Source organism: Streptomyces sp. NBC_01525, from assembly GCF_045040405.1.
GTDB lineage: Bacteria > Actinomycetota > Actinomycetes > Streptomycetales > Streptomycetaceae > Streptomyces > Streptomyces benahoarensis.
In genome coordinates this window covers 848,370-873,834 of the sequence record NZ_CP109397.1, presented here as the reverse complement: position 1 = coordinate 873,834, position 25,465 = coordinate 848,370, and the positions used below count along the sequence as shown (strand labels likewise).

The 25,465-nt window shown below is 70.5% G+C and carries 21 protein-coding genes and 1 pseudogene; 15 read left to right on the top strand and 7 right to left on the bottom strand.

Annotation, left to right across the window (positions count from 1 at the left end):
* The first annotated feature begins 43 nt into the window (after positions 1–43).
* The 4 genes from hisG to OG422_RS03885 all read left to right on the top strand — a co-directional run bounded on the left by hisG (position 44) and on the right by OG422_RS03885 (position 4,101).
* Entirely contained in the window at positions 44–892 is an 849-nt protein-coding gene (gene hisG, locus OG422_RS03900) for an ATP phosphoribosyltransferase (RefSeq protein ID WP_143943901.1), read from the top strand.
* Between the two features lie 47 nt (positions 893–939).
* Positions 940–1,392, top strand: a complete 453-nt coding sequence (locus tag OG422_RS03895; RefSeq protein ID WP_143945076.1) for a PH domain-containing protein — start codon at positions 940–942, stop codon at positions 1,390–1,392.
* 202 nt (positions 1,393–1,594) lie between these two features.
* Entirely contained in the window at positions 1,595–2,950 is a 1,356-nt protein-coding gene (locus OG422_RS03890) for a hemolysin family protein (protein ID WP_143941241.1), read from the top strand.
* Complete coding sequence (locus OG422_RS03885; protein ID WP_143941242.1) at positions 2,947–4,101, top strand: hemolysin family protein; 1,155 nt, start codon at positions 2,947–2,949, stop codon at positions 4,099–4,101. Before OG422_RS03890 ends, OG422_RS03885 begins: the two co-directional genes overlap by 4 nt.
* Before the next feature lie 46 nt (positions 4,102–4,147).
* On the opposite strand, the gene OG422_RS03880 is transcribed toward OG422_RS03885, so the two are convergent.
* A complete protein-coding gene (locus tag OG422_RS03880; protein ID WP_405739702.1) occupies positions 4,148–6,025 on the bottom strand; it encodes an AAA family ATPase in 1,878 nt (625 codons plus the stop codon).
* 482 nt (positions 6,026–6,507) lie between these two features.
* The gene (locus OG422_RS03875) at positions 6,508–7,092 is read right to left on the bottom strand and encodes a hypothetical protein (protein ID WP_405739700.1); all 585 of its coding nucleotides are present in this window, start codon (positions 7,090–7,092) and stop codon (positions 6,508–6,510) included.
* A 253-nt stretch (positions 7,093–7,345) separates the two neighbouring features.
* Here OG422_RS03875 and OG422_RS03870 point away from each other — a divergent pair, with 253 nt between their 5' ends.
* The 10 genes and pseudogenes from OG422_RS03870 (at position 7,346) to OG422_RS03825 (ending at position 18,046) form a co-directional block, all read left to right on the top strand.
* Positions 7,346–8,722, top strand: a complete 1,377-nt coding sequence (locus OG422_RS03870; RefSeq protein ID WP_405739697.1) for a peptidase C39 family protein — start codon at positions 7,346–7,348, stop codon at positions 8,720–8,722.
* A gap of 525 nt (positions 8,723–9,247) precedes the next feature.
* Positions 9,248–9,541, top strand: a pseudogene (locus tag OG422_RS03865) (urease subunit gamma); the annotation flags it as partial.
* A gap of 204 nt (positions 9,542–9,745) precedes the next feature.
* Positions 9,746–10,057 (top strand): urease subunit beta, encoded by a 312-nt coding sequence (locus tag OG422_RS03860; protein WP_405747635.1) that lies wholly within the window; start codon positions 9,746–9,748, stop codon positions 10,055–10,057.
* 68 nt (positions 10,058–10,125) lie between these two features.
* Complete coding sequence (ureC, locus tag OG422_RS03855) at positions 10,126–12,090, top strand: urease subunit alpha (RefSeq protein ID WP_405747633.1); 1,965 nt, start codon at positions 10,126–10,128, stop codon at positions 12,088–12,090.
* 110 nt (positions 12,091–12,200) lie between these two features.
* Positions 12,201–12,875: an urease accessory protein UreF gene (locus OG422_RS03850; RefSeq protein WP_143941246.1), complete on the top strand. Its 675-nt coding sequence runs from the start codon at positions 12,201–12,203 to the stop codon at positions 12,873–12,875.
* 26 nt (positions 12,876–12,901) lie between these two features.
* Positions 12,902–13,597 carry an urease accessory protein UreG gene (gene ureG, locus OG422_RS03845; RefSeq protein ID WP_405739693.1) on the top strand — a complete coding sequence of 232 codons (696 nt, stop codon included), beginning with the start codon at positions 12,902–12,904 and terminating at the stop codon, positions 13,595–13,597.
* Positions 13,594–14,448 carry an urease accessory protein UreD gene (locus tag OG422_RS03840; protein WP_405739690.1) on the top strand — a complete coding sequence of 285 codons (855 nt, stop codon included), beginning with the start codon at positions 13,594–13,596 and terminating at the stop codon, positions 14,446–14,448. Before ureG ends, OG422_RS03840 begins: the two co-directional genes overlap by 4 nt.
* A gap of 628 nt (positions 14,449–15,076) precedes the next feature.
* Positions 15,077–16,879: a hypothetical protein gene (locus tag OG422_RS03835; RefSeq protein WP_405739687.1), complete on the top strand. Its 1,803-nt coding sequence runs from the start codon at positions 15,077–15,079 to the stop codon at positions 16,877–16,879.
* Positions 16,876–17,280, top strand: a complete 405-nt coding sequence (locus OG422_RS03830; RefSeq protein WP_405739684.1) for a hypothetical protein — start codon at positions 16,876–16,878, stop codon at positions 17,278–17,280. The genes OG422_RS03835 and OG422_RS03830 overlap by 4 nt, the downstream gene beginning before the upstream one ends.
* A 166-nt stretch (positions 17,281–17,446) precedes the next feature.
* Complete coding sequence (locus OG422_RS03825) at positions 17,447–18,046, top strand: hypothetical protein (RefSeq protein ID WP_405739681.1); 600 nt, start codon at positions 17,447–17,449, stop codon at positions 18,044–18,046.
* A 150-nt stretch (positions 18,047–18,196) separates the two neighbouring features.
* Here the strand turns inward: OG422_RS03825 and OG422_RS03820 are convergent, their stop codons facing one another.
* The gene (locus OG422_RS03820) at positions 18,197–20,185 is read right to left on the bottom strand and encodes a heavy metal translocating P-type ATPase (protein ID WP_405739678.1); all 1,989 of its coding nucleotides are present in this window, start codon (positions 20,183–20,185) and stop codon (positions 18,197–18,199) included.
* A 106-nt stretch (positions 20,186–20,291) separates the two neighbouring features.
* Between OG422_RS03820 and OG422_RS03815 the strand changes: the two genes are divergently transcribed.
* Positions 20,292–20,690 carry a metalloregulator ArsR/SmtB family transcription factor gene (locus OG422_RS03815; RefSeq protein ID WP_143941252.1) on the top strand — a complete coding sequence of 133 codons (399 nt, stop codon included), beginning with the start codon at positions 20,292–20,294 and terminating at the stop codon, positions 20,688–20,690.
* A 133-nt stretch (positions 20,691–20,823) separates the two neighbouring features.
* Here the strand turns inward: OG422_RS03815 and OG422_RS03810 are convergent, their stop codons facing one another.
* The 4 genes from OG422_RS03810 to OG422_RS03795 form a co-directional block, all read right to left on the bottom strand.
* Positions 20,824–21,288, bottom strand: coding sequence for a RidA family protein (locus OG422_RS03810; protein WP_405747631.1), 465 nt, complete (start codon positions 21,286–21,288; stop codon positions 20,824–20,826).
* Between the two features lie 79 nt (positions 21,289–21,367).
* Positions 21,368–22,534, bottom strand: coding sequence for an alanine racemase (locus OG422_RS03805; RefSeq protein ID WP_405739673.1), 1,167 nt, complete (start codon positions 22,532–22,534; stop codon positions 21,368–21,370).
* A 55-nt stretch (positions 22,535–22,589) separates the two neighbouring features.
* Positions 22,590–23,891 (bottom strand): MFS transporter, encoded by a 1,302-nt coding sequence (locus OG422_RS03800; protein ID WP_405739670.1) that lies wholly within the window; start codon positions 23,889–23,891, stop codon positions 22,590–22,592.
* A gap of 10 nt (positions 23,892–23,901) precedes the next feature.
* Positions 23,902–25,440: an amidohydrolase family protein gene (locus OG422_RS03795; protein WP_405739667.1), complete on the bottom strand. Its 1,539-nt coding sequence runs from the start codon at positions 25,438–25,440 to the stop codon at positions 23,902–23,904.
* Positions 25,441–25,465 lie beyond the last annotated feature (25 nt).

Sequence of the window (25,465 nt, the reverse complement as noted above, 5' to 3'; positions counted from 1 at the left end):
TCGCCCCGTCACACCTCACCCACCGAAGGAAGAAGAGCACCTCATGCTGCGCATCGCTGTCCCCAACAAGGGTTCACTGTCCGAGCCTGCGTCGGCGATGCTCCATGAGGCCGGGTACCGCCAGCGCAAGGACCGCCGGGAACTGGTCCTCGTCGACGCGCAGAACGAGGTCGAGTTCTTCTTCCTGCGCCCCCGCGACATCGCCGTCTACGTCGGCTCCGGCAAGCTCGACATCGGCATCACCGGCCGCGACCTGCTGCTGGACTCCGGCTCGCAGGCCGAGGAGATCCTCCAGCTCGGCTTCGCCGGTTCCACCTTCCGGTACGCGACCCGTCCGGGCACCGCCACCGACGTCAAGGAGTTCGGCGGCATGACCGTCGCCACCTCCTTCTCCGGACTCGTCAAGAAGCACCTCGCCGACAACGGCGTCGACGCCGACGTCGTCCACCTCGACGGCGCCGTCGAGACCGCCATCCAGCTCGGCGTCGCCCAGATCATCGCCGACGTCGTCGAGACCGGCACCACGCTGCGCAACGCCGGGCTGGAGATCATCGGCGAGCCGATCCTCACCTCCGAGGCGGTCGTCATCCGCCGCACCGGCGCCCCCGCCGACGACCCGAAGGTCCGTCAGTTCCTCCGCCGGATGCAGGGCGTCCTCGTCGCCCGCCGCTACGTGATGATGGACTACGACATCCGCGTCGAGCACGTCGAGAAGGCCGTCTCCCTCACCCCGGGCCTGGAATCGCCGACCGTCTCCCCGCTGCACCACGAGGGCTGGGTCGCGGTCCGCTCGATGGTCCCGTCCAAGGACGCCCAGCGCATCATGGACGAGCTGTACGACCTCGGCGCCCGCGCCATCCTCACCACCGGCATCCACGCCTGCCGCCTCTGACGGCCCCGCCGCACCGCCCCCACCACCCCCGACGGAAGACCCACGACGTGTCCGCGCCCCTGCCCAGCCTGCCGGTGACCTTCCGGCCGACCCGCACCCGGGTCGTCCTGTACCTCGTCGGACTCGTCCAGTTCGCGGCCCTCACCGCCATCGCGCTGGCGCTGCCCAAGCTGACCGGCGGGGAGCGGATCAGCTTTGTCTTCGTCGGTCTGCTGGTGCTCGCCGTCCTCCTGCTGCTCGCCCGCCCCAAGGTGGTCGCCCGGCAGGAGGGCGTCACCGTCGTCAACCTCACCACCCGCCGCGAACTGGCCTGGGCCCAGGTGCTGCGCGTCAACCTCCGGGCCGGTGACGCCTGGGTCCACCTCGACCTCGCCGACGGCACCAGCCTCCCCGCGATGGGCATCCAGCCCGGCATCGCCCGCCAGCAGGCCATCCGCGACGCCCGCGCGCTGCGCGACCTCGCCGAACTCCACGGCACCGGCCGCCCCGCCACGGCCTGACCCGCCGTCCGGGCGACCGCCCGGTGGCCCTGCCGCAACCGGCGCCCCGCTGTTTACCCTGTTGTCCACGGCGCCCTTCCGCGCCCGCCCCTTGCCCGGGGCCACTGCGACCTGAGGAGTGACTCCCTCCGGCAATGGACGGATCGTCCTGTAGTACCTGCGCCGCCCCCTCCGACCCCCCGGATACGACGGAGGCGGCGGCATGACCGGCCCCCTCCTGTTGCTCACCACAGCGCTCGTCCTCATCCTGGCCAACGGCTTCTTCGTGGCCGCCGAGTTCGGGCTCGTCACCGTCGAGAAGGCCGACGCGGAACGGGCCGCCGCCGACGGCGACCGCCGCGCCGCCACCGTCGTCGCCGCCCTGCGCGAGCTGTCCTTCCAGCTCTCCGGCACCCAACTGGGCATCACCATCACCTCCCTGGTCGTCGGCATGCTCGCCGAACCGGCGCTCGCCGCCGTCCTCGACGGGCCGCTGACCGCGACCGGGCTGCCCCGCGGCGCCGTGTCCGGCATCTCCGTGGTGACGGGCATGCTCGTCGCCTCCGCCGTGCAGATGGTCGTCGGCGAACTGGTGCCGAAGAACTGGGCGGTCTCCAAGCCGCTCCAGGTGGCCCGCTTCGTCGCCGGTCCGCAGAACGCCTTCTCGCGCTTCTTCCGCCCGGTGATCACCCTGCTGAACACTGTCGCCAACCGCCTCGTCCGGGCCCTCGGCGTGGAGCCCACCGATGAACTGGCCTCCGCCCGTACCCCCGGCGAACTGGTCTCCCTCGCCCGGCACTCCGCGCAGGCCGGAGCCATCGAGCAGGACACCGCCGACCTCTTCGTCCGCACCCTCGCGCTCGGCGATCTGACGGCGGAGAACGTCATGACGCCCCGGGTGCGGGTCAGCGCCCTCCAGGCGTCCGCGACCGCCGAGGACGTCGTCAACCTCACCCGCGCCACCGGTCTGTCCCGCTTCCCCGTCTACCGTGCCCGCCTCGACGAGGTCGTCGGCATGGTGCACCTCAAGGACGCGCTGGCCGTCCCGGCGCCCGACCGGCTGCGCACGCCCGCTGCGCGGATCGCCGTGCCGCCGCTCCAGGTGCCCGCGACGCTGCCCGTCGCCCCGCTGCTGGAGCGGCTGCGCAGCGAGGCGCCGATAGCCGTCGTCGTCGACGAGTACGGCGGCACCGCCGGTGTCGTCACCCTGGAGGACATCATCGAGGAACTGGTCGGCGAGGTCCGCGACGAGCACGACCGGGTGGACCTGCCCGAGCTGGGCCAGGCGCCCGCCGAGGACGGCCGCCCCGCCTGGGACGCCGACGGCGGCTGCCGCGTCGACACGCTGCGGCGGATCGGCCTGACGGCCCCCGACGGCCCGTACGAGACCGTCGCCGGGCTGGTCGCCCACATACTCGGCCGGATTCCGGCCCCCGGTGACACCGCCGAACTCGACGGCTGGCGGCTGCGGGTGCGGCTGGTCGCGCACCACCGCGCCGAGCGGATAAGGATCGTCCGCACGGCTCCCGCGGGCGTCGCCCGGGAGACCGTCGGCGCCGGGGCGGAGGCCGCCCGGTGACCTTCGCGCAACTTCTCCTCGCCGTCCTCCTCGTCCTCGCCAACGGCTTCTTCGTCGGCGCCGAGTTCGCCCTCGTCTCCGTACGCCGCAGCCAGATCGAGCCGCTGGCCACCGAGGGCTCCAAGCGGGCCCGTCAGGTGCTGCACGGGCTGGAGAACCTCCCGCAGATGATGGCCGCCGCGCAGTTCGGCATCACCGTCTGCTCCCTGACGCTGGGCGCCGTCGCCGAGCCGACCGTCGCCCGGCTGCTGGAACCGCTCTTCGCCGCGGTCCGTCTGCCCGCCCCGCTGATCCACCCGCTCGGCTACGCCATCGCCCTGGCCGTGGTGGTCTTCCTCCACCTCGTCATCGGCGAGATGGTGCCGAAGAACCTCGCGATGGCGGCGCCCGAGAGGACCGCGCTGTGGTTCAGCCCGGGCCTCGTCGCCTTCGCCCGGCTCTGCCGCCCGGTCACCGCGCTGCTCGGCGCCTGCGCCAGGGGAGTGCTGCGGCTCTTCGGCGTCGAGCCCAAGGACGAGGTCGAGGCGGTCTTCACCAGCGAGCAGCTCACCCACCTCGTCGAGGACGCCGGACAGGCCGGGCTGCTCGCCCCGGCCGAACAGGAGCGGCTGGCCGACGCGCTGGAGCTGGGCAGCCGCCCCGTCACCGACGTCCTGCTCGGCCCGGCCCGGCTGGTCACCATCGACGCGACGGTCACCCCGCGCCAGGTGGAGGAGCTGACCGTCGCCACCGGCTACTCCCGCTTCCCGGTCTGCGCGCCGGGCGGTGCGTACATGGGCTATCTGCACGTCAAGGACGTCCTCGACCTGGAGGAGCGGGACCGCGCGGTGCCGCAGCGCGTCTGGCACCCGATGACGACGCTCCGCGCCGAACTCCCCCTGGACGATGCGCTGACCGCGATGCGCCGGGCCGCCTCCCATCTCGCCGCGGTCGCGGGCCCGACCGGCCGGGTGCTCGGCCTCGTCGCGCTGGAGGACGTCCTGGAGATGCTGGTCGGAGAGGTGCACGACCCGGCGCACCGCACGGAGTCGCTCTCGCACGGCGCCCGCGACGCGGTCGCGCCCGTCCCGGCTCCCGCACCGGACGGCACCGGCGCCGAGGTGGCCGGGGGCGCCGGACGCCCCGACGGGGACCGCGCGCTGACCGGCTGACCGGCTGAGGCCCAGGGGCCCGTCCCGCCGCCGCGCACCGCGCGGTTCAGAGCGGGGCGGGCCCCGCCGTGTCCGGGCCGCGCCCTGAACGCACCTCGCCGTACGCCTGGATCAGATCGGGCAGCCGGAGCGTGGCGAGGTCGTCGCGGCCCGGGGTGCCGCGCCAGGTGGAGAGCCGCAGATCGCGGTAGGCGCAGCTCTTCTCGTACAGGGTGCGCAGGAAGCGGCCGTTGCCCAGTTCGTCGATCCAGCCCTGGTCGACGACGTGACCGCTGATGCTGCGCAGCTCGTCGCGGGCCTCGTCGTCCCAGCGGTCGCCGTTCTCCTCGGCCAGCACCTCGCCGATCGCGGTCAGCTCGCCCGGCCGGTAGCTGGGGAAGTCGACCCGGCTGGTGAACCGCGACGACAGCCCCGGGTTGGCGGCCAGCAGCCGGTCCATGCCCTCCGGGTAGCCCGCCAGGATGACGACGAGCCGGTCGCGGTTGTCCTCGGCACGCTTGAGCAGCACCTGCAGTGCCTCGTCGCCGTACGCGTCGCCCTTGCTGTAGCCGGTGTTGGAGAGGCTGTACGCCTCGTCGACGAAGAGGACGCCGCCGAGCGCCGAGTCGATCAGATCGTTGGCCTTGACGGCGGTCTGGCCGAGGAACTCGCCGACCAGATCGGCGCGTTGGGCCTCCACCAGATGGTCGCCGCCGAGCAGTCCCAGGGCGTAGAAGACCCGGCCGAGGATGCGCGCCACCGTTGTCTTCCCGGTGCCGGACGGGCCGGAGAAGACGAAGTGCCGCTTGGGCGGCTGCACCGGCAGGCCCTGACCGGCCCGCAGCCCGGCCATCCGCAGCTGCGCGGAGAGCGCCCGCACCTGCCGCTTGACCGGCTCCATGCCGACCATCCGCTCCAGCTCCGTCAGCGCCCGCTCCAGCAGGACGGGATCGGCGGGCCCGGCCACCCGCCCGGCGGCCCGCTGCCCGGGCACCGCCGCCTTGTGCCGCGCAGGGGACGCCGCGTCGGGCACCGCGCCCGCCGCCTCCGGGAAACCCGCCTCACCGGCCGGCGCCTCCCACCCGTCGACGGCGTCGAGCGGCGCGAGCGGATCGGGGTCGCGCCCGGCCTCCTGACCCGCGGCGGACACGGTCGCGAGGTCGCCGCCCTCCTCCAGCCCATCGGCCTGGGTGATGGTGGCCAGCCGCGCCGCGGTGTCCATGAACTGCCGGTCGACGCGGTGCACCGCGCGGTAGAGGGGGAGGGCGGCGGCGCTGCGGCCGGTGCCCTCGTGGGCGCGGGCGAGCCAGTACCGCAGCTCCTTGCGCTGCGGCTGTTCGCTGCGGCACCGCATCAGCGCGGCCGACAGCAGCGGCGCGGCCTGCCCGTACATCTCCAGCCGCACCCGCGCCATCCCCCCGAACAACCCGGCCTCGATGCCCAGCACCGGGTCGTCCAGCAGCGGTTCGGTGTGGCGTACGAGCTGTTCCCAGTCCTTGACGAGGTAGGCGCGGCAGGCGTGCAGAAAACGGACCTGCGGGTCGGCGTCGACCGGCGGGCAGCCCGCCAGCGCCTGGTCCAGCTCCGCGACGTGGCGGCCGTCGAGCCAGTGGGAGGCGTGCGCGAGCAGCAGATCGCGGCGGCTCTCCAGCACCGGCTGCACCCACCATCCCAACCAGTACCAGGAGTTGAGGGGGCGTCCGTGGCGGGTGCGCTGTTCGCCGAAGCGGTCGCGGTGGCGGTGCATCCGCAGCAGGGCGGTCGAGGTGTCGGCGCGCAGCGCGTGGAGCCCGAGCCAGGCGTCGGCCATCGTCGGATCCATCCGTACCGCGGCCCGGAACTCCTCCTCGGCCTGCGGGTACGCGCCGACGGTGTAGGCGTCGACCGCGCGCAGCCAGGCGAGTTCGGCCGGGGCGGGCGGCGCGCCCGGTGTACCCAAGTCCATCGCATCCCCCACAGAACGTGCCCCGGTGTCCCGCCGACCGGCTGCCACGCCACCGCCCGAAGCGCCGTACGCCGTACGGGAGTTGCCGCCGCCCCCGCAGTCGTCACCGGCCCCTCGCACGCCCCTGTCGTGGCACCGACTGGCATGGTACCCGGGGTGTCGCCGCAGGCCGTAGGGGGCGACAGGGGATGCGCGGAAGGGGGCAGAAGGGGGCGCACACGGCGCGAACGGGGCGGTGACCCACGGTGAGGGGAAGAGGGGGCCGAGAGCGGCGAAAAGGGATGTCAGGGCAGAACGAAGCCCCCGATCACGGGGGAACAACCGGGGGCTTCGCGTCTGCGGGCGGCTCTGTGAGCCGCACAATGAGAACGTAAGTCCTGTACGCCCCCCAGGTCAAGCCGAGTTGGGCAGTCGGCGGGTCCTCGCCACCCGGCGCCCGCACCCCTCCAACTCCGGTGACACAGGGTGAAGGTGACGTTCCTTCAGGTTGCGGAACGGGGACCCTCGGACACCTCGTACCCCACCGCTCCCTGCCGCACCAGAAGATCGGCGTACGGACGCGACGGATCCGCCGCGAAGTGCGTGCGCTCCGCCGGAATCCAGCCATCCCAGAACTCCGTGAGCCCCGCCCCGTCCCGTAGCCGCCCCCGCTCCCAGGACGGCTCGTCCGCCAGCTCCATCCACAACAGACAGGCCAGCTGCGGACGCAGCGCCCGGCGCCCGACGCCCACGCCCTCCACCAGCACCACCGGCTCCGGCGCCACCTCCCGCACCTCGCCGTACTCCCGGCGCACCCAGTCGTACATCTCGTACTGCGCCCGCTCGCCCCGGGACAGCGGCGCCAGCACCTGATCCCGGAACCGCTCCGCCCAGCCGAACAGCCACGCATGGCAGGCCAGGTCGTCGGTGCGGATGACCGGTGCGCCGCCGAGCGCCGCGGCCAGCCGCCGGGCGAAGGTGCTCTTCCCCGACCCTGCGTGCCCGTCGACCCCGATCAGCCGCACCGGGCCGCAGGACGGTGGGAGCGCGGCGAGGCGGGCGGCGAGCGGGGCCAGGGCGTCGTTCATCGCGCCAGCGTACGTATCCGGTGCCCACCGCTCACATCGGCTCGACGACGCGCGTCCGACCGCTGGCCGAAATATGGCGGCACCGGCGATAGTTGATCCCTGCCGCCCAACGGGCGCCGCGGCCGCACGGCCCGGCGTCCCGTCCGTCCGTGGTGCCCGGTGCCGTCGTCCCGCCCGGGGCCACCCGACCGTGTTCCGCCCGCTGCCTGCACCGTCCGCGTCCCGTACGCCGCACCCGACTGGGGGAATCCCGATGACACGTTCCGCGCCCCGCCGCACCGTCCTCGCCGCCGCACTCGCCGCGGCCGCGGCCGCCGCGGCCCCCGTCGCGGCCGCCACGCCGCGCCCCACGGGCTCCGGGCCCGCGCCGCGGGCGGCCCGCCCGAGGAGAACCGTGGACTACCACGCCTGGACCACTGCCGCCGACTGGGCGCGCGGCACCCACGCCGGGACCGGCCCGGCGCCGTCCGCCCGCGCCGGGATCTGCCTGCTGACCCCCGCCGGAACCGCCGACTACCGCGACCCGCACACCGGCCGCACCGCCGCCTGGGAGTACGCCACCTGGACCGGCCCCCGCCACACCCTCGCCGTCCCGGCCTCCGAACTCGTCGCCTCCTGGAACGCCCACACCCCGCCCGGCACCTGGATCACCGTCGAGGCCCGCGCCGCCTACTCCGACGGCGGCCACACGCCCTGGTACGTCATGGGCCGCTGGACCTCCGGCGACGGCGACGCGGACATCCGCCGCACCTCCGTCGACGACCAGAAGGACGGCCGCAGCAGCGTCTCCACCGACACCCTCGCGCTCGACGACGCGGCGGGCGGCACCCGCTTCACCGCGTACGCGCTGCGCGTCACCCTGCACCGCACCCCGGGCACCACCGCCACACCCACCGTCCACCGGCTCGGCGCGATGGGCTCGGACATCCCCGCCCGCTTCGAGGTCCCGGCCTCCGCCCCCGGCCCGGCCGCCGGCCGCGAACTCCCCGTCCCGCGCTACTCCCAGGAGATCCACAAGGGGCAGTACCCCGAGTACGACAACGGCGGCGAGGCGTGGTGCAGCCCCACCTCCTCCCAGATGATCACCGAGTACTGGGGGCACCGCCCCGCCCCCGGGGACCTCGCCTGGGTCGACCCCTCGTACGCCGACCCCCAGGTCTGCCTCGCCGCCCGCCGCACCTACGACAGCCAATACCAGGGCTGCGGCAACTGGCCCTTCAACGCCGCCTACGCCGCCACCTACCCCGGCCTCCAGTCCGTGGTGACCCGCCTCTCCTCCCTCACCGACGCCGAACACCTCATCGCCGCCGGTATCCCCGTCATCACCTCCCAGTCCTTCCTCGCCACCGAACTCGACGGCGCGGGCTACGGCACCGCCGGCCACCTCATGACCGTCATCGGCTTCACCCTCGACGGCGACGTCATCGCCAACGACCCGGCTTCTCCGGATGACCAGGCCGTGCGGCGGGTTTACCCTCGCCGGGAGTTCGAGAACATCTGGCTGCGGACCAAGCGGTACGACGCAAAGGGCCAGGTCAAGAGTGGTTCGGGCGGGGTGTGTTACCTCTACTTCCCCGTGAACTCAGCACCAACTCAGCACCGTGTCCTGCGAGACCTCGGGATCGTGTAGCGGTCATGCCGCCAGGTGGACCGACAGCTCCTCCGGGAGGTGGTCCCGGAAGGTCGTCGTCACCACCTGGCGGCAGCGCGCCCGCCCGTCCTGTGGGTGAGGTGCCCCGGGGAAGACGCCAAGTGATTCACCCCTGCGGAGGCCGTCGCCGACTGGTCGGCGCTCTCACCGACGTCACGAAGCGATGGACCGCTGGCCGTTGGTGTACCACCGGTTCGTCATCCATGCCCCGAAAGAGATTGACCGAGCTGCCTCCGGCTGCAGCCTCGTCTCGACCTGCTGACTCGCCCGGATCAGCGGCATCTGCTGCGGTTTTGCTTCTGGACCCCTATATAGGGCGGGGGCAGCGACTGCGCACTCTCCGGCTCGCATTCACCTGATCGTGTACGCGATCTGTGCCGTGGCCTTCTCGATGACTTCTCCCCCCTGATGATCAAGGAGCGCCTGGCGTCGTCCGGGGACGTCTTTCGTTCTCTTTGGCATGTCCGGCCGCATGCACTGTCCGCTCAAGAGAAACGGCTCATCGTGCATTTGACTCCGCATGAGCAGGAGCGCCTGCTGATCCATGTGGCGGCCGACGTGGCGCAGCGGCGCCGTGACAGTGGGCTGCTCCTCAACTATCCCGAGGTGATGGCCCTGCTGACGGTGCACGTCTTCGAGCAGGCGCGCGCCGGCAAGACGGTCAGCGACATCATGGACTCGGGTCGGCAGTTGTTCAGTCGGGACGAGGTGATGGACGGCGTTCCGGAAATGATCAAGAGCGTGCAGGTGGAGGCCACGTTCCCGGACGGCACCAAGCTGGTCACCCTTCACGACCCCTTCCCGGAGGCCACAGCGGAACCCGAGGTCCACCCGGGCAAGGTCGAGCACCCCGAGCCACCGCGCAAGCCGGACTGCCCGGTCGGCTGCGATGGCGGCAGTGGCAACGGCTCGCCCTCGTGCTGTGACAAGTGCCGAGAACAGGAGGCGGCGTCTTGGTACAAGGCGATTGAGTTCAATGCGGACCTACAGGAAGACGCCACCATGCTGCCGGGTGCGGGCAGGACGAGGATCAGGGTGAAGAACGTGTCGGACCGTCCCATCCAGGTCGGTTCCCACTACCACTTCGCCGAGGTCAACCCGGGGCTGAAGGTCCTCAAGGTCGAGGTTCCTTCCGGTCCGGAGTCGGAGGCGCTCCAGGATCTCAAGGACTGCGAGGCGGCGTGGCTGCGGCGGCTGAACATCGCCGCGGGTACATCCGTGCGCTTCGAGCCGGGCGACGAGTGCTGCGTCGAGCTGGTGGAGATCCAGGGCGACCGACAGGTCAAGGGGCTGCGCGAGGTGACGCACCGGTGAGCACCAACTCAAGCACCCCGTCGAGCAGCAGGCCGGCGAGCTCACCGGAGAACTCGGCGTCGAGCAATGTGCTGAAGCGGGCCGATTACGCCGCTCGGTACGGTCCCACCACCAAGGACCGCGTCCGCCTGGCCGACACCGCCCTGACCGTCGAGATCGAGGCCGACTGGAGCGGCGGTCCGAAGCACAGCGGCAACGAGATGATCTTCGGCGGCGGAAAGGTGATCCGCACGTCGATGGGCATGTCCCACATCCCCAGAAACGGGGATGCCCAAGGCAAACATAAGCCTGTGGACACGGTCATCACCGGTGCGCTGATCCTCGACTGGTGGGGTGTGGTCAAGGCAGACGTCGGGCTCCGCGATGGTGAGATCGCCGCCATCGGCAAGGCGTACAACCCCGAGACGATGGACCCGATCCCGCCCAACGAGTTCGAGATGCCGGACCGTACGGCCCCGAGCGACACGCTGCCGGTGCAGCCGGCGAACTTCGTGGTCGGTCCGAGCACCGAGGTCATCTCCGGCAACGGGCGGATCCTCACCGCGGGTGGCGTGGATACCCACGTCCATTTCATCTGCCCGGAGCAGATCCACGAGGCCCTCACCTCGGGTGTGACCACGCTCATCGGCGGCGGCACCGGCCCCGCCGAGGGCAGCACCGCCACCACGGTGACCCCGGGCGAGTGGCACATCACCCGGGTCTTCGAGAGCCTGGACGCCTACCCGGTCAACATCGGCCTGCTCGGCAAGGGCAGCACGGTGAACCCGGACGCCCTCAACGAACAGGTCGACGCCGGCGTCATCGGCTTCAAGGTCCACGAGGACTGGGGAGCCACGCCCGCCGTGATCGACGCGGCACTGGAGGTGTGCGAGAGCCGCCGGGTCCAACTTGCCCTGCATGCCGACTCGCTGAACGAGTCCGGTTTCCTGGACAGCACCCGCGACGCCTTCACGAAGGACGGTAAGAAGCGTTCGGTCCACATCTTCCACGTCGAGGGCGCCGGCGGTGGTCACGCCCCGGACATGATCGAGCTGGTCAAAGAGACGAACGTCCTGCCCGCCTCGACCAACCCGACCCGCCCCCTGACGGTGAACACCGTGGCGGAGCACATCGACATGATGGTGGTCTGCCACCACCTCAACCCGGACATCCCGGCGGACATGGCTTTCGCCGACTCCCGCATCCGGCCGTCCACCATGGCCGCGGAGGACCTCCTCCACGACATGGGCGCCATTTCGATGATGTCCTCCGACGCCCAGGCGATGGGACGCATCGGCGAGATGGTCATGCGTACCTGGCAGACCGCGCACGTCATGAAATCGCGCTATGGCCCTTTGAAGGAGGACCTCGACAACGCGAAGGTCCGCCCGATCGCTGATGACAACGGCCACTCGCACCATGCAGAGAAGCTGATCCCGAACGACAACTACCGGGCGCGCCGATACGTTGCCAAGTACACGATCAACCCGGCGATCACGCACGGCATCGACGGTCACGTCGGTTCGGTGGAGACCGGGAAGCTCGCCGACCTGGTGCTCTGGGAGCCTAAGTTCTTCGGCGTCAAGATGCACATGGTCCTCAAGGGCGGGCAGCTCGCGTACGCGCAGGTGGGCGACGCCAACGCGTCGATCACGACGCCGCAGCCTTTCCTGCCGCGGGCGGTCTGGGGCTCCACCGGCCGCTCCCCACAGCGCAACTCGTACAACTTCGTGGCCCCGGGCGTGGCCGACAAGTTGAACTCGCGAGTCGTCACCGTCCGGGACAGCAGCGGGAACGTCACGGAGGTGAAGACCGGGGGGCTTGGCCTCGTCAAGAAGTTCATGGACATCTCGACGGGCATCCGAGAGGTCACCAAGGCCGACATGAAGCTGAACGACATGGTGCCGGAGAGCCTCGACGTCGATCACAACAGTTTCGAGGTCACCATCGGCGGTGCGACCACAGGGGACGCCCGCACGGAAATCAACGGAGCGACCGTACCGCGCGCCTACGTGAGTGAAGTCCCCATGGCACAGAGGTACTTCCTCTTCTGACCGGACCTTGCCCCGCCGATGACGCCGTCACCGCGGCCGTGGCCCAGGCAGGACCTGCGCCCGTCTGGACCACGGCACCATCCAACCCTGCGAAAGGCAGCCGCTCGCCCATGAGCCGTGCCGCACTGCTCCTGCTGGCCGACGGCCGCTTCCCCGCCGGCGGGCACGCCCACTCCGGCGGCGTCGAGGCCGCAGTCGCCCACAAAGCCGTACACGACATCTACAGCCTCGAAGCCTTCTGCCGGGGGCGCCTTCACACCACGGGTCTGACCACGGCCGGTCTGGCTGCCGCGGCCGCCGCCGGATGCGACCCGCTGCTGCTGGACGATGCCGCCGACGCACGCACCCCGGTCCCCGCGCTGCGCGCCGTGGCCCGCAGGCTCGGGCGGCAGATGATGCGCGCGGCACGCGCCACTTTCCCGTCCGCCGAACTCGACCGCTTGGCCGCCGAGCGCCCCCAGGGTGCCCATCAGCCCATCGTCCAGGGCCTCGCCGTCCGAGCCGCCGGGCTCACCCCGAAGGACGCAGCCTGTGCCGCAGCGTACGAGAGCACCGGCGGCCCGGCCACCGCAGCGGTGCGCCTGCTCAGCCTCAACCCGCTCGACGCCTCGCGGCTGCTGGCACGCCTCAGCGCGGAGACCGACACCGTCGCCGCGGCCGCCGCCGACGCGGCGGCCCGCGTGACGACCGAGGGCCTTGACGTCCTGCCATCGGCGTCCTCCCCGCTGCTGGACATCACCGGAGAGCAGCACGCCGCCTGGACCATGCGGCTCTTCGCCTCCTGAACCCACCCTGCCCGTCTGGAGTTTCCATGCACCTCGATCACCCCGTGACCATGCCCCATCGCCACGCCTACAGCCCCGAGCCGCTGCGCGCGGACCGTGGTCTCCGTGCCTTCCGCGTCGGCCTGGGCGGTCCCGTCGGCTCCGGCAAGACCGCCAGTGTCGCCGCGCTCTGCCGCACCCTGCGCGACGAATTCTCCCTCGCCGTCGTCACCAACGACATCTACACCCGCGAGGACGCCGAGTTCCTGCTGCGCGAGGCCGTGCTGTCCCCCGAGCGGATCACGGCGGTGGAGACCGGCGCATGCCCGCACACCGCGATCCGGGACGACATCTCCGCCAACCTGGAGGCCGTCGAACGCTTCGACGAGACCCTCCACCCCCTCGACCTCGTGCTCGTCGAGTCCGGTGGCGACAACCTCACCGCCACCTTCTCCAAGGGCCTCGTCGACGTGCAGATCTTCGTCATCGATGTCTCCAGCGGTGACGACATCCCCCGCAAGGGAGGTCCCGGCATCACCACCTCCGACCTCCTCGTCGTCAACAAGACCGACCTCGCCCCGCACGTCGGCGCCGACCTCGCCACCATGGCCGCCGACGCCGAACGGCAACGCGGCGACCTTCCCGTCGTCTTCACCAGCCTCACCTCCGACGACGGCATCCGTGAGATCGCCGACTGGGTAACAGGGCACCTCACCCGGTGGCGCGCGAAGGCGGCGGCATGAGCGCTGGCACCCAACTCGACCGGCCCAAGGCCGCGTTCGACCCCGCCAACCCCTCCACCGGCACCGAGGAGACCTGCGGACACCCGGACGGCGTGCGTGCTACCGCCCGCATCCGCGCCGCGTACAACGGGCGCGTCACCACCCTGCCGGAACTGCGCAGCGACGGCCCGTTCCACCTACGGCGCATGCGCACAGGCGGCCGGGCCGCCACGGTGGGCGTCATCGGCGCGATGAGCGCCCCGCTCGGCGGCGACCGGCTCGCCCTCGACATCACCGCCGAAGACCGGGCCGAACTGGATGTCACCACAGCCGCCGCCACGCTCGCCCTCCGCGGTCCCACCACCGCGCCGGCCACCTACGACGTACGGCTGAGCGTGGGGGAGCACGCCTGCCTACGCTGGCTGCCGAAGCCGCTGATCAGCGCCGCCGACAGCAATCTGCATCAGACCTGCACGGTCAACCTCGCCGCGACCTCGCAACTGGTGCTGCGCGAGGAGCAAATCCTGGGCAGAGCCAACGAGAAGCCGGGCCACCTCGTCAGCCGCATCCGGGTCCACCGCGCCGGCCGCCTGCTGCTCGACCAGCACACCGCCTACGGGGACCCCGAGCCCGGATGGGACGGCCCCGCAGTCCTGGACGGACACCGCGCCGTCGGCCAACTCCTCGTCGTGGACCCGGAGCTGGACCTCCAGCGTGCCCCCGTCCTGCTCCGCAAAGGAACCAAGGACGGCTGCGCGGTCCTCGCACCGCTGGCCGGCGGCCCGGCACTGCTTGCCACCGCCGTCGCACGGACCTCCTCAGCCCTGCGGGAGCTACTCAACGAAGCACTCGGACACGCCTTCGGCGAGTAGCGCAGACGGCCCGCAGCCCCTCGGCGTGCAGTGGACCACACCGCCGGGCCGGCCCCTGCGGCCCCACGCTGTGAGAGCGCCGTCCAGTTCCGCGTACAGGTCTCGCGGGCAGTCCGGGACGAGGCCGGGGCCCGCCGACGCGGAAACCACCGGAGCCACCGGCACGCTGTCGGCCGCCGTGTCCCGCTCGCTGTTCCGCCGAGGCGAAGCAGCGCTGACGGCTACCGCCCCCGATGAACGTGAATTCGATGGATAACAGGATTCGGCAACACCTACTTCCGGTGTGGAAATCGGAAGGATCCTCGAAGGGATACCGGAGGCTCCGGCTGGGCTCTGAAAGTGGAGGCATCGCTCTCCTTGAATTAGCCATGCATCATATCGACCCGGAGAAATTCACTTTTGGCGTCATGTGCTGGATGTGGGCCATTCGTTGTCCGGCGGTGGCGCGGGTGATGGATATTCCGTGAAGGGGCCCCTGGGGTCAAATTCGATCATGGCTTGAAAGCGGCCAGGATGATATTTCTTTCGAGGGTGAGGGGCATTCTTGTTTGAATCGCCCGGGTGGTTCCGATACGGTCGGGATTCCCTAACCGGGCGGATGTCATGTGGGGACAACGACGGGGTATTCATGGACGAATCATCGCCACGCCACGCCGGCAGCGAGGCCACGAGGCTACTCTGCGCCGGAAGCTATCTGAGCCCCGACTTCCGTCGGCAGGTCGTCGACGAACTCGTCGCTCACGAGGAACGAACCGTCGCCCCCTCCCTGGGGGTTGACGTCCTGTCCGTTCTCGGTCATGCGTTGCGCGCTCGGCGCCAGGAGGCCATGGCGGCAGTAGCGTTGCTGGCGGCTTGGTCCGTCTTCTTCGCCGCGGACAGAGCGTCGGCCCCTCCCTTCCTGAGAAACCTCGGTTGGCCGATGCTGAACAGCGCACTGAACCACGTAAGCCCGTGGGCCTGCTGGTACGCGCTGGTGTGCCTGGGCATGTTGCTGGCCCGCTACGTCTCCGGCCTCCCGCTCACCAGTTACATGGGCGCGCCGCTGTTTTTGGGCCTCCGGAAGCTGAGCGTCCCGCGCAGGGTGAGCGGCATCCTCCTCACGCTCGTGTTCTGGACACTCAACGCCCTTTACTGGGTAGCCGCCCTGCTTTGGCCAGGCGATACCGTTGCCGTGGTGTGCCCGCTGCTGATCGCGTGTGTCGTGTGGGCGCACCGGGCGCGGGTGACCCGGATCCTGCGCGCCGAGCTCGGCAGGGAGACGTTCCGTCGCCGGAACCAGGGTGGCCGTGGAGTCCGACTGCCGAATTCCGGGCGGTACCGCCGGCTACAGCGGTTCATCGAGCGTGAACAGTACGCACCGGGGGCGGTCTACCACCCTCAGCTCCCCTTCATCGGTGCGGGTACGCCGCACCAGCCCTGGTCGCTGGCTCTGGAGCTGCAACGCATGGGCGAAGAGGGCGCCGACCGGAGGGGCGAGGCGACGATTCCGGCGCAGGGCACGGACGGCGAACCACCCCTCACGCCGCGGAACGTTATCGATCTCATTACGCCGCGCCTCGAATCGCTCCGCGATTCGGTGGCCCGGACCGGCAGGGACAGGCTCAAGGACCTGGAGATCGAGGAATTCGTCTACCTGCCTCCCGGCGCCGCCCGGAGCAGTGACGCCGTCTTCGGACGCGAGCAGATGCGGCAGCACATCGGCGCTTCGGTGAACGAGGCGGCGGAGGCCCGCCGTCACTTCCTGCGGATCAGGATCGGCGCATGGGACGAGCAGATCGTGGTCACCATCTTCGTGCGGGTGCACACGCAGGGGCGGATGCTCGTTCTGGAGGTCGCACCGCATGTGCTCGGCCCGATCAGGGAGGATTTCGCGGAGGTCGACGCGGTCGCCGCTCGTTCCGGGCGGGTGCGGGACGTGCCGCGCACCGTTTTGCGGGCGCTCCTTCTCGGACCGAGCACATCCATGGCCGCACGGGACTGGCCGAGCGAGGTCGTCAGGTCCTTCTTCGCCGCCCCGAGTGTGTCCACGGCCACTGGGATCTCAGCCCTGCGCACCCTCCTCATGGTGTTCCGGACCTGGCTTTCGGAGCCGGAGCACGCGATACCGGGCGCACCCGTCAAATCCGTACGGGAGATGGGGAGCGCGCCGGTGTCCTCCCTCTTCCAGGAGATGGACGTGAGCCGGTACGTCAAGACGGTTCAGGACCGGATCGCTTCGGGGGTCCGGGACGCCCTGGAGCAGAGCGGATACCGGACGGACCGTTTCGAGCAGCAGATCGTCAACGTGGGAGAAGGCGGGCTCTTCATCGGATACATGAGGGGCGGAACGGCACTCGGCCAGGTCTCCGGGGGCGCGGTCGCCACCGGTGAGAGGGGCCGGGCACGCAACACCGACGCGGGCACCGCCAACGACGGGAGGGGCGCACGGTGAACCAGGACGAACAGTCGGACCACGCCCGGAATGAACCGGCCCCCAGCAGCGGGGACGTGCACATCGGGACGATGACCGGGGGAGCCATCGCGACGGGTGCGCACGGCAAGGCCGTGCACCAGGCGGCGCCCGGCAATTCCGCCACCGACGAGGCCACACGTGAACTGGTGGCGGCCATGACGGCCCTGCGTGAGCATCTGCAACTGCTGACGCCCACGGAGGAGACGGCCGGAGTCCGCTCCGAAATCGCGTCCATCACCGCTGATATCGCACAGTCGGGAAGCCCGTCCCCTGGTCGCCTGGAGAGGCTCCGCGCTTACCTGGAAGTGGGAACGACAGCGGTTTCGGGGCTGGCTTCGGCCCTACCGGTGGTCCAGGCCATCGGGCGAATGCTGGGCTGAGGAACACGGTGTGAGATACGACGCGGAGAGTCAGCGTTGGGTGGACGACGACGCCCTGCCCCCGGTCCTGGCTCCGGCCCCGGGGCCGGAACCCCGTGGCCGCTGGACGGCCGACTGGCCACCCGGCCCACGCAGTTGGCCCAGGGCGGCAAGAATGGCGGGGGTGGTGGCAGTCGTGCTCTGCTGGGGAGCCGCGGTCGGGCTGTGGGCCGTGCTGCCCCGTGAATCCGGCGGCGTACAAGTCCGGCCCGCCGCGACGAAGAGTAGTCCCCCGACGCCGAAGGCAACGGAATCTCTCCCCCCTTTCGACACAGATGACATGCCCTCGGAAGGGTTCGAAACCCAGGAAATCGAGGGTCCTAACGGCACCTTTTTCGAGGTTCCACGAAACTGGAATCGCTTCGACGAGTCCCGAGAACCGGACGTGGTCAGTTACGAATCGGAGGACAGCAGGGCGAGCCGACTGATCATTTTCACGGTGGCGGAAGCCACTCCCTCCGAATCGATAAAAGCGGCTTCGGATTCCGACAGGATAACCAAGGGCGGATACGATGAACCGTTTCGTGGAGTAGTTGGTGGTATTGCTCGGCGGGAGTTCACCTACTCCGACGAAGAGCTGGGTGAACAGTTCGCTGTCGACTGCCGGTTCGAAGCGGAGACGGACGGTAATCTGTACGCGATCGTCGCCTTTGGGCCGGTCGGCCAGGAGGGGGAAACCAGGCAAGTGGTGGAGCGAGCGAAAGCGAGCTTCAGAACGGCAGAATAAAGTGCCCTCAGCATCCATGCGGAAGTGGAGCGCTAATTCTGCCAGGAACTACCAACGCCGCGCGTCATGGGTCGTGCTGAGGAACGGGAGCTTGCTTCTGACGTGGTGCTTCGGTGAGGCTGCCCCGATTCGGTCGCCGTATGAGTGGGCTCACCGGCCGTTGCCGGTGCGGGCGCGGCGCCAGGCGCCATCGGCCAGCAGGCGCAGGCCGTTGAGGCCGACGATCACGGTGGAGCCCTCGTGCCCGGCCACGCCGAGGGGGAGTGGCAGGGTTCCTACCAGATCCCAGATGACCAGGGCGGTGATGAACACCGCGGCGATGACGAGGTTCTGCGCGACCAGGCGGCGGGCCCGGCGGGAGAGGGCGACGACGGTGGGGACGGTGGCGAGTTCGTCGCGGACGACGACGGCGTCGGCGGTCTCCAGAGCGAGGTCGGATCCGGCCCGGCCCATGGCGATGCCGGTGTGGGCGGCGGCCAGGGCGGGGGCGTCGTTGACGCCGTCGCCGACCACGAGCACCTTGCGCCCGGCCTGCTCCAGCTCCCTGACCGCGGCGACCTTGTCCTGCGGGAGGAGGCCCGCGCGGACGTCGGTGATGCCGACCTCGTGTGCCAGGCGGGCGGCGGCGCGCGGGTTGTCGCCGGTGACCAGCGCCGGCGCGGCCCCGGTCAGATCGGTGAGGGCGGCGACGGTGGCGGCGGCCTCCTCGCGCAGCCGGTCGGCGATGCCCAGCACCCCGAGAGGGGCGCCGTCGACCTCGACCAGGACGGCGGTACGGCCCTCGTCCTCCAGCCGGGCGGCGGCCGCGGCGGCCGCGGCGGCCGGATGGTCCGTACGCCCGTTCAGTAGCCGGGCGGGGCTGCCGACCGCCACGCGGTGGCCGCCGACGGTGGCCGTCACCCCGGTGCCGGGAGCGGAGGCGAAGTCCTCCGCCACGGGGAGGTCCAGGTCGCGGGCGCGGGCGGCGTCGACGACGGCGCGGGCCAGCGGGTGTTCGCTGGGGTGCTCGGCCGCCGCCGCGAGCCGCAGCAGCTCCTCCTCGCTCACGCCGGAGCCGGCCAGCGGGCGGAGGTCGGTGACGTACGGGATGCCCTCGGTCAGGGTGCCGGTCTTGTCCAGCGCCACCGCGTCGATCTGACCGAGTTGTTCCATCACCACAGCCGACTTGACCAGGACGCCGTGCCGTCCGGCGTTGGCGATCGCTGACAGCAGCGGCGGCATCGTGGCCAGCACCACCGCACACGGGGAGGCGACGATCATGAAGGTCATGGCTCGCAGCAGCGTCGGCTGCAGTGCCGCGCCGAACAGCAACGGCACCGTGAACAGCGCGAGCGTGGCGGCCACCATGCCGAGGCTGTACCGCTGTTCGACCTTCTCGATGAACAGCTGGGTGGGCGCCTTGGTCCCGGAGGCTTCCTCGACCATGGCCACGATCCGGGCGATCACCGAATCCGACGGGTCGCGCGCGACCTTCACCCGCAGGGCGCCGGTGCCGTTGAGGGTGCCGGCGAACACCTCGTCGCCCTCCTGCTTGGCCACGGGCAGCGGCTCGCCGGTGATGGTGGCCTGGTCCACCTCGCTCGCCCCGTCCAGGACGCGGCCGTCGGCGCCGACCCGCTCACCGGGCCGCACCAGGACGACGTCCTCCACCCGCAGCTGCTGCGCGGGGACCGTCTCCTCGGTGCCGTCGTCGGCCAGGCGGGTCGCCGTCGAGGGCGCGAGGTCGAGCAGACCACGTACGGAGTCGGCGGTGCGCGCGGTGGCGACCGCCTCCAGCGCGCCGGACGTGGCGAAGATGACGATCAACAGCGCCCCGTCCAGAACCTGTCCGATCGCGGCAGCGCCGATCGCAGCCACCACCATCAGCAGGTCCACGTCCAGCGTCTTCTCCCGCAGAGCCTGCAACCCCGCCCAGCCGGGCTCCCAGCCGCCGGTGGCGTACGTGAGGGCGAACAGCGGGCCCCACGTCCACCCCGGCGCGCCGGTCAGATACAGCGGTAGTGCGATCAGGAACAGCACCAGAGCGGCGGCTGCCCAGCGGGCCTCGGGCAGGGCGAAGATCCGGGTGCGCCGCCGGGGCGCCACTGCCTCGCGGGCATCCGTGCCCGAGGCCGCCGGGCGGGTGAGGGTGGAAGACATCGGCACGGGGCCCTTCACGCAGGGGAGAGCGGGACCCTGCCACCGTAGCAGGAATACATGAAGAGACATTCATTTATTCATGGGCGGGGCCCGTAGTATGGAGCGCATGGGTCATGGAGCCGCACCGCCTGCCGACAGCGTCCCGCGCACACGCCTGGACGCAGCCCATGCCGCCCGGGTGGCCACCACCCTGCAGGCGCTGGCCACCCCCTCCCGGCTGCTGATCCTCGCCCGGCTGCGGGAGGGCCCGCTGCCCGCCACGGAGCTGGCCGCCGAGGTCGGCATGGAGCAGTCCGCCTGCTCCCACCAGCTCCGCCTGCTCCGCAACCTCGGCCTGGTCACGGGCACCCGCCAGGGCCGTTCGATCGTGTACGCGCTGTACGACAACCACGTCGCCGCGCTGCTGGATCAGGCCGTTTACCACATCGAGCATCTGCAACTCGGCCTCGCCGACCCGCCCCGCCCGGCCGACGGCGACGAGGAAGCCGCCGCCGCACGACGCTGAGCAGAGGGTCGGCGCGGAGCGCGGTGCACCCTCATCGCCGGCGCCGCAGTACCCCCAGATGCAAGCTTGGCTGCGCCATGCCGGCAAGTCCCGGTCGGGTTGTTCGGCGATGACCATGCACCGGCGAGCGGTCTCAGTCTGCGAGTTCGACCTGGAGTTCGATCTCGACGGGGGCGTCCAGCGGGAGGACTGCGACGCCGACAGCGCTGCGGGCGTGGCTGCCTTTGTCGCCGAGGAGGTTGCCGAGCAGTTCGCTGGCACCGTTGATGACGCCGGGTTGGCCGGTGAAGTCCGGTGCGGAGGCCACGAATCCCACGACCTTGACGACACGCTTGATGCGGTCCAGATCGCCCGCGACCGATTTCACGGCCGCGAGGGCGTTCAGCGTGCAGGTGTGGGCCAGGTCCTTGGCCTGCTCGGGAGTGACTTCGGCACCGACCTTGCCGGTGAGGGGTAGCGTGCCGTCGATCAGGGGGAGTTGCCCGGCGGTGTGGACGTACGGGCCGGACTGGACGGCCGGTACGTATGCGGCGAGTGGTGCGGCGACCACGGGCAGGGTCAGCCCCATTGCCTCGATCTTCTTCTCGATGATGCTCATGTCCGTACCTTTCTTGATGATCATGCTTGCCATGGCGGCAGTAGCCGGTGACCTTCTTGGGACGCCGGGGCCAGGTCTGTCACTGTGATCCGTGGAATTGCGGGTGCCACACCTCACGTGCGCGGCCTTGGTCGTCGACCACGGTGATGTCGGGCCAGCGGTCGAAGGCGGAGCAGGGGTGGGAGATCCCGAGGTCGACCTCGTCGCCTACGTGCAGACCGTATGCCTCTGTGAGGACCAGGTGGTGGTCGTAGATCTGGGTCGCGGTCGCCGTGGTGGCCGGTCGCGGCAGCCCTTGCGCGTCGTGCGCGCTGACGAGCACCGGCAGGCCCGCGTCGTAGGGCAGTTCACGTTTCCCGGCACCGACGACGGCATGCCCCGGTTCCGGCGTGGAGAGCACAACCGCCCGGACCGTCAACGCCGCGCTCAGGCCCGGCAGGGGCGAGACGTGTTCGTATGTGCCATGGTCGTGGGTGACGTAGCAGCCCGACCGAAGAACGGGCACCATCGGCAGATCACCCCGGTGCTGCGTGGCTTCCGCAAGGACGTGGACGACTCGGTCGGGAAAGGCGGAGCCGCCCATGCTGAAGACCGGATGCGCGGTCTCGAACAGCGGAGTGAGGTGGTGGAACACCGCGAGCGCCTTCCGGCAGTGCTCGTCGACATCCGTGAGTGTGGCGGCGTCCCGAAGGTTGGGCCGCACACCCTCATAGCCCGCAACACCGGCAAGAAGGAGTCCGGGTGACGCCTGGACAGCCGTGGCCAGGTCAACCGCCGCGGCAGGCTCCCGCACACCCGTCCGGCATCCGTCCGCTCCGATATCGATGAGGACACGCAGGGAATGGGGTGCACCGTCCATGGCCGACCGGGCGAGGCCGACCCCGCTGAGGGAGTCGACGAAGCAGTAGACCTCCAGCCCCGGCATCTCGTCGAGCCGCCGCCGGATGAGGGCGAGGTCGGCGCGGTGGATTACCTGATTGGCGATGATCACACGCCGTACCCCCCACTCCAGGGCGCTGTCGGCCTGTGTCACGGTGGCAACCGTGACGCCCCACGCTCCCGCGGCCATCTGCCGTTCGACGATGGGGCGCGTCATGGTGGTCTTGATGTGCGGAGCCAGCTCGACGTCCTGATCGCGGCACCAGGCCGCCATGAGCTGGACATTGTGATCCAGCGCGCGCAGGTTGAGGCGGAGCTCCGGCACCCTTCGGGGCCGGCACCCGCCAAGTGGCGTGTCGTGATCCATGGGTTCTCCTGACTTCGGGGCCGTAGGTTTCACGCTCTATGACGCGGCAGTGTGATCAGGATGAGCTGACTGATCGCTGGGCGTCGGTCGGCAGCCGGTTGGCGTAGATCGTGAGGCTGCCGACCAGCAGCAGGGCCACCACCGAGAGCAGGCCCACCTCCGTGCTGCCGGTGGCGTCCTTGACGAAACCGATCAGGGTCGGGCTGATGAAGCCGCCGAGCAGGCCGATGCTGTTGATCAGGGCGATCCCGCCGGCCGCTGCCGTGCCCCTCAGGTAGGTCGAGGGCAACGCCCAGAACACCGAGTAGGACGCCCACATGCAGGCCGTCGCGACGATGATGGCGATGAGCGAGACCGCGAAGCTGCTCGCGGTGAACGCGGCGACCGCGAGCGCGACGGCGCTGATCAGCGCGGTGATCGAACTGTGCAGGCGGCGCTCACCGGTGCGGTCCGAGCGCCGTCCCAGCACCACCATCAGTACGATCGCGAACGCGTACGGAAGCGCCGAGTAGAGGCCGATCGAGCCGATGTCGGTGAGCCCGTTCTCCTTGAGGATGGTCGGCAGCCAGAAGCTCACCGCGTACAGGCCGCTGATCAGGCAGAAGAGGCCGAGGGCCAGGGCGTAGACGCGGGGATCGCGCAGCACCTTCCGGAAGTCGTGCTTGCCCTTGTCGCCGTCCACCACGAGATCGCGGCGCAGCAGTTCCTTCTCCTCCGCGCTGAGCCAGGTCGCCTGCTCCGGCGTGTCGGCCAGCTTCGTCCAGACGGCCAGCGCGAGCACCAGGCACGGCAGGCCTTCCAGCAGGAACATCCACTGCCAGCCGTGCAGTCCGGCGACTCCCTCGAAGTGCGTGATCAGCCACGAGGACACCGGACCGCCGATCATCGAGCCGATCGGGCCGGGCAGCAGAAGCAGCCCCAGCGGGGCCGCCATCCGCGCCGGCGGGTACCAGTAGGTGAGGTAGAAGATGATGCCGGGAGCGAAACCGGCCTCGAACACGCCGAGCAGGAAGCGCAGCACGTAGAAGCTCGTCGGGTCGCTGACGAACATCATCGCCGCCGCGGTGAGCCCCCAGAGGAGCAGGATGCGGCAGAGCGTTCTGCGGGTGCCGATCTTGGCCAGCAGCAGGTTGCTGGGCACCTCGAAGATCACGTAGCCGAGGAAGAAGATCCCGGCGGCCAGCCCGTAGACCGACTCGCTGATCCCGATGTCCTGCTGCATGGCCAGCTTGGCGAACCCGATGTTGACCCGGTCCAGGAAGGCGAAGGTGTAGCAGAGGATGAGCAGCGGCAGGATCCGCCGGCCCACCCGCCGGTACAGCGCATCCCGCGCCGCTGCGGCATTTGTTGTGGCCATGTTTGCTCCTTCAGGTGCGGTGGCGACCGAAGATCGGTTCTCCGGGCAGGTGGTCGAGTTGGATGTGCTCGTCGCGGACCACGAAGGTGCCGCCCACGAGCACGTGGTCGATGCCGGTGGAGGGGCGTACTCGGGTGGCGGTGGCCCCGCTGGCGATCGCGTCGGGGTCGAAGACCACGATGTCGGCGTCGGCCCCGACCTGGATGCGGCCCTTGCGCTTCATCGCGGGCGCGGCCGCTTCCAAGATCTGCGCCGGCAACAGGGTGCAGCGCCGGACCGCTTCGGCCAGCGGCAGTACACCCAGCTCGCGGACCAGCCAGCCGAAGGTGCGCGCGTAGCAGCCGACGCTGCGCGGGTGGGTGAAGACGTCGTCGGCGATCGGCCAGGTTTCGCCGGTTCGTCCCACCAGCGGAACGGCATCCGAGGCGATCGCGGTGTCGGCGAACAGCAACGAGTGCTGCAACGTTTCCAGGTCCGCAGGGTTCGACTCGTCGAGCCAGTCGAACTGGATCAGCGCGCCGGGATCCTCCTGGCGCAGCTGCGCCAGCCGCGCCGCGTCCGCGACACGTTCCCCCGTGGACAGGCAGAGGATGTTCTTCGGCATCATGCCGAGCCGGTGCAGCAGCTCGGGTGCGAGGAACGCCGCCCCGATCACGGTCGACGCCGAGCCGTACGGATATGCCTCGGTGGTGATGCGCAGGCCGTATCCCCGGGCCCGGTCCACCGCCGCCGCGACGTCGTCGATCATCCGGTTGGAGGAGCTGTTGATGTGGCACATGTGCATGTGCGCGCCGGTGCCGGCCGCCGCCGCGATCACCTCCAGCGCGCCCTCCAACGAGGTCCCGGGCTCCTCGGTGGACATGAAGCGGGTGTGGGTGAACGTCGGCACGCCGAGCCTCGCGGCCAGCGAGGCGACCGCGTAATACTCGCCGCGGCCCGAGTCGGGCGCGTACCCGACCAGCATCCCGATGCCGAGCGCTCCGTCGTGGATCTGCTCCTCAAGCAGGTCCAGCACCCGCGCCATGTCGCGGGCGCCCACGGGGTGGCGCCAGTTCGGTGCGCCCTGGTACTTGGAGAACATGTCGAACGCCGACGCATCCAGGGCCACGCCGTCGAGCAGGCGCATCCGCGCCAGCGCCCACCCCGCGGAGTAGCCGAAGTTGATCGGCCGCCCTTCCGCGGCCGCCTCGGCGTAGGCCGCTCGGACCGGCAGTGCGCCCGCTTCGAGCTCCAGCGCCGTCGTGACGCCGTCGAGGGCCTGCAGCCGAAGCCCGGTGACCGTCTGAGCGTGGCTGTGAAGGTCGATGAAACCCGGTGTCAGCACGCGGTTCGACACGTCGACGACCACGTCCCCGGCCAGTCGATCCGATGTCACCGCCGCGATCCGACCACCGCTGACAGCGACGTTGCGCACCTCGTCGAGACCCGTTTCCGGATCGATCACCCGCGCGCCCGCCAGGACCAGGTCGATCTGCTGCTCACTGCTCATCATGCGGAGCAGCATGGAGAAGCTTCGCCGCATGAGCCGCAGAATGATGAATATCTCCATCAGGCCCGGCTAGAATGTGGGAAAA

What these genes read in the sequence shown, in the direction of transcription:
- hisG (WP_143943901.1), top strand. Translation starts at nt 44, where the DNA reads ATGCTGCGCATCGCTGTCCCCAACAAGGGTTCACTGTCCGAGCCTGCG.
- OG422_RS03890 (WP_143941241.1), top strand. Translation starts at nt 1,595, where the DNA reads ATGACCGGCCCCCTCCTGTTGCTCACCACAGCGCTCGTCCTCATCCTG.
- OG422_RS03880 (WP_405739702.1), bottom strand. Translation starts at nt 6,025, where the DNA reads ATGGACTTGGGTACACCGGGCGCGCCGCCCGCCCCGGCCGAACTCGCC.
- OG422_RS03875 (WP_405739700.1), bottom strand. Translation starts at nt 7,092, where the DNA reads ATGAACGACGCCCTGGCCCCGCTCGCCGCCCGCCTCGCCGCGCTCCCA.
- OG422_RS03870 (WP_405739697.1), top strand. Translation starts at nt 7,346, where the DNA reads ATGACACGTTCCGCGCCCCGCCGCACCGTCCTCGCCGCCGCACTCGCC.
- OG422_RS03860 (WP_405747635.1), top strand. Translation starts at nt 9,746, where the DNA reads ATGCTGCCGGGTGCGGGCAGGACGAGGATCAGGGTGAAGAACGTGTCG.
- OG422_RS03850 (WP_143941246.1), top strand. Translation starts at nt 12,201, where the DNA reads ATGAGCCGTGCCGCACTGCTCCTGCTGGCCGACGGCCGCTTCCCCGCC.
- ureG (WP_405739693.1), top strand. Translation starts at nt 12,902, where the DNA reads ATGCACCTCGATCACCCCGTGACCATGCCCCATCGCCACGCCTACAGC.
- OG422_RS03840 (WP_405739690.1), top strand. Translation starts at nt 13,594, where the DNA reads ATGAGCGCTGGCACCCAACTCGACCGGCCCAAGGCCGCGTTCGACCCC.
- OG422_RS03835 (WP_405739687.1), top strand. Translation starts at nt 15,077, where the DNA reads ATGGACGAATCATCGCCACGCCACGCCGGCAGCGAGGCCACGAGGCTA.
- OG422_RS03820 (WP_405739678.1), bottom strand. Translation starts at nt 20,185, where the DNA reads ATGTCTTCCACCCTCACCCGCCCGGCGGCCTCGGGCACGGATGCCCGC.
- OG422_RS03815 (WP_143941252.1), top strand. Translation starts at nt 20,292, where the DNA reads ATGGGTCATGGAGCCGCACCGCCTGCCGACAGCGTCCCGCGCACACGC.
- OG422_RS03810 (WP_405747631.1), bottom strand. Translation starts at nt 21,288, where the DNA reads ATGAGCATCATCGAGAAGAAGATCGAGGCAATGGGGCTGACCCTGCCC.
- OG422_RS03805 (WP_405739673.1), bottom strand. Translation starts at nt 22,534, where the DNA reads ATGGATCACGACACGCCACTTGGCGGGTGCCGGCCCCGAAGGGTGCCG.
- OG422_RS03800 (WP_405739670.1), bottom strand. Translation starts at nt 23,891, where the DNA reads ATGGCCACAACAAATGCCGCAGCGGCGCGGGATGCGCTGTACCGGCGG.
- OG422_RS03795 (WP_405739667.1), bottom strand. Translation starts at nt 25,440, where the DNA reads ATGGAGATATTCATCATTCTGCGGCTCATGCGGCGAAGCTTCTCCATG.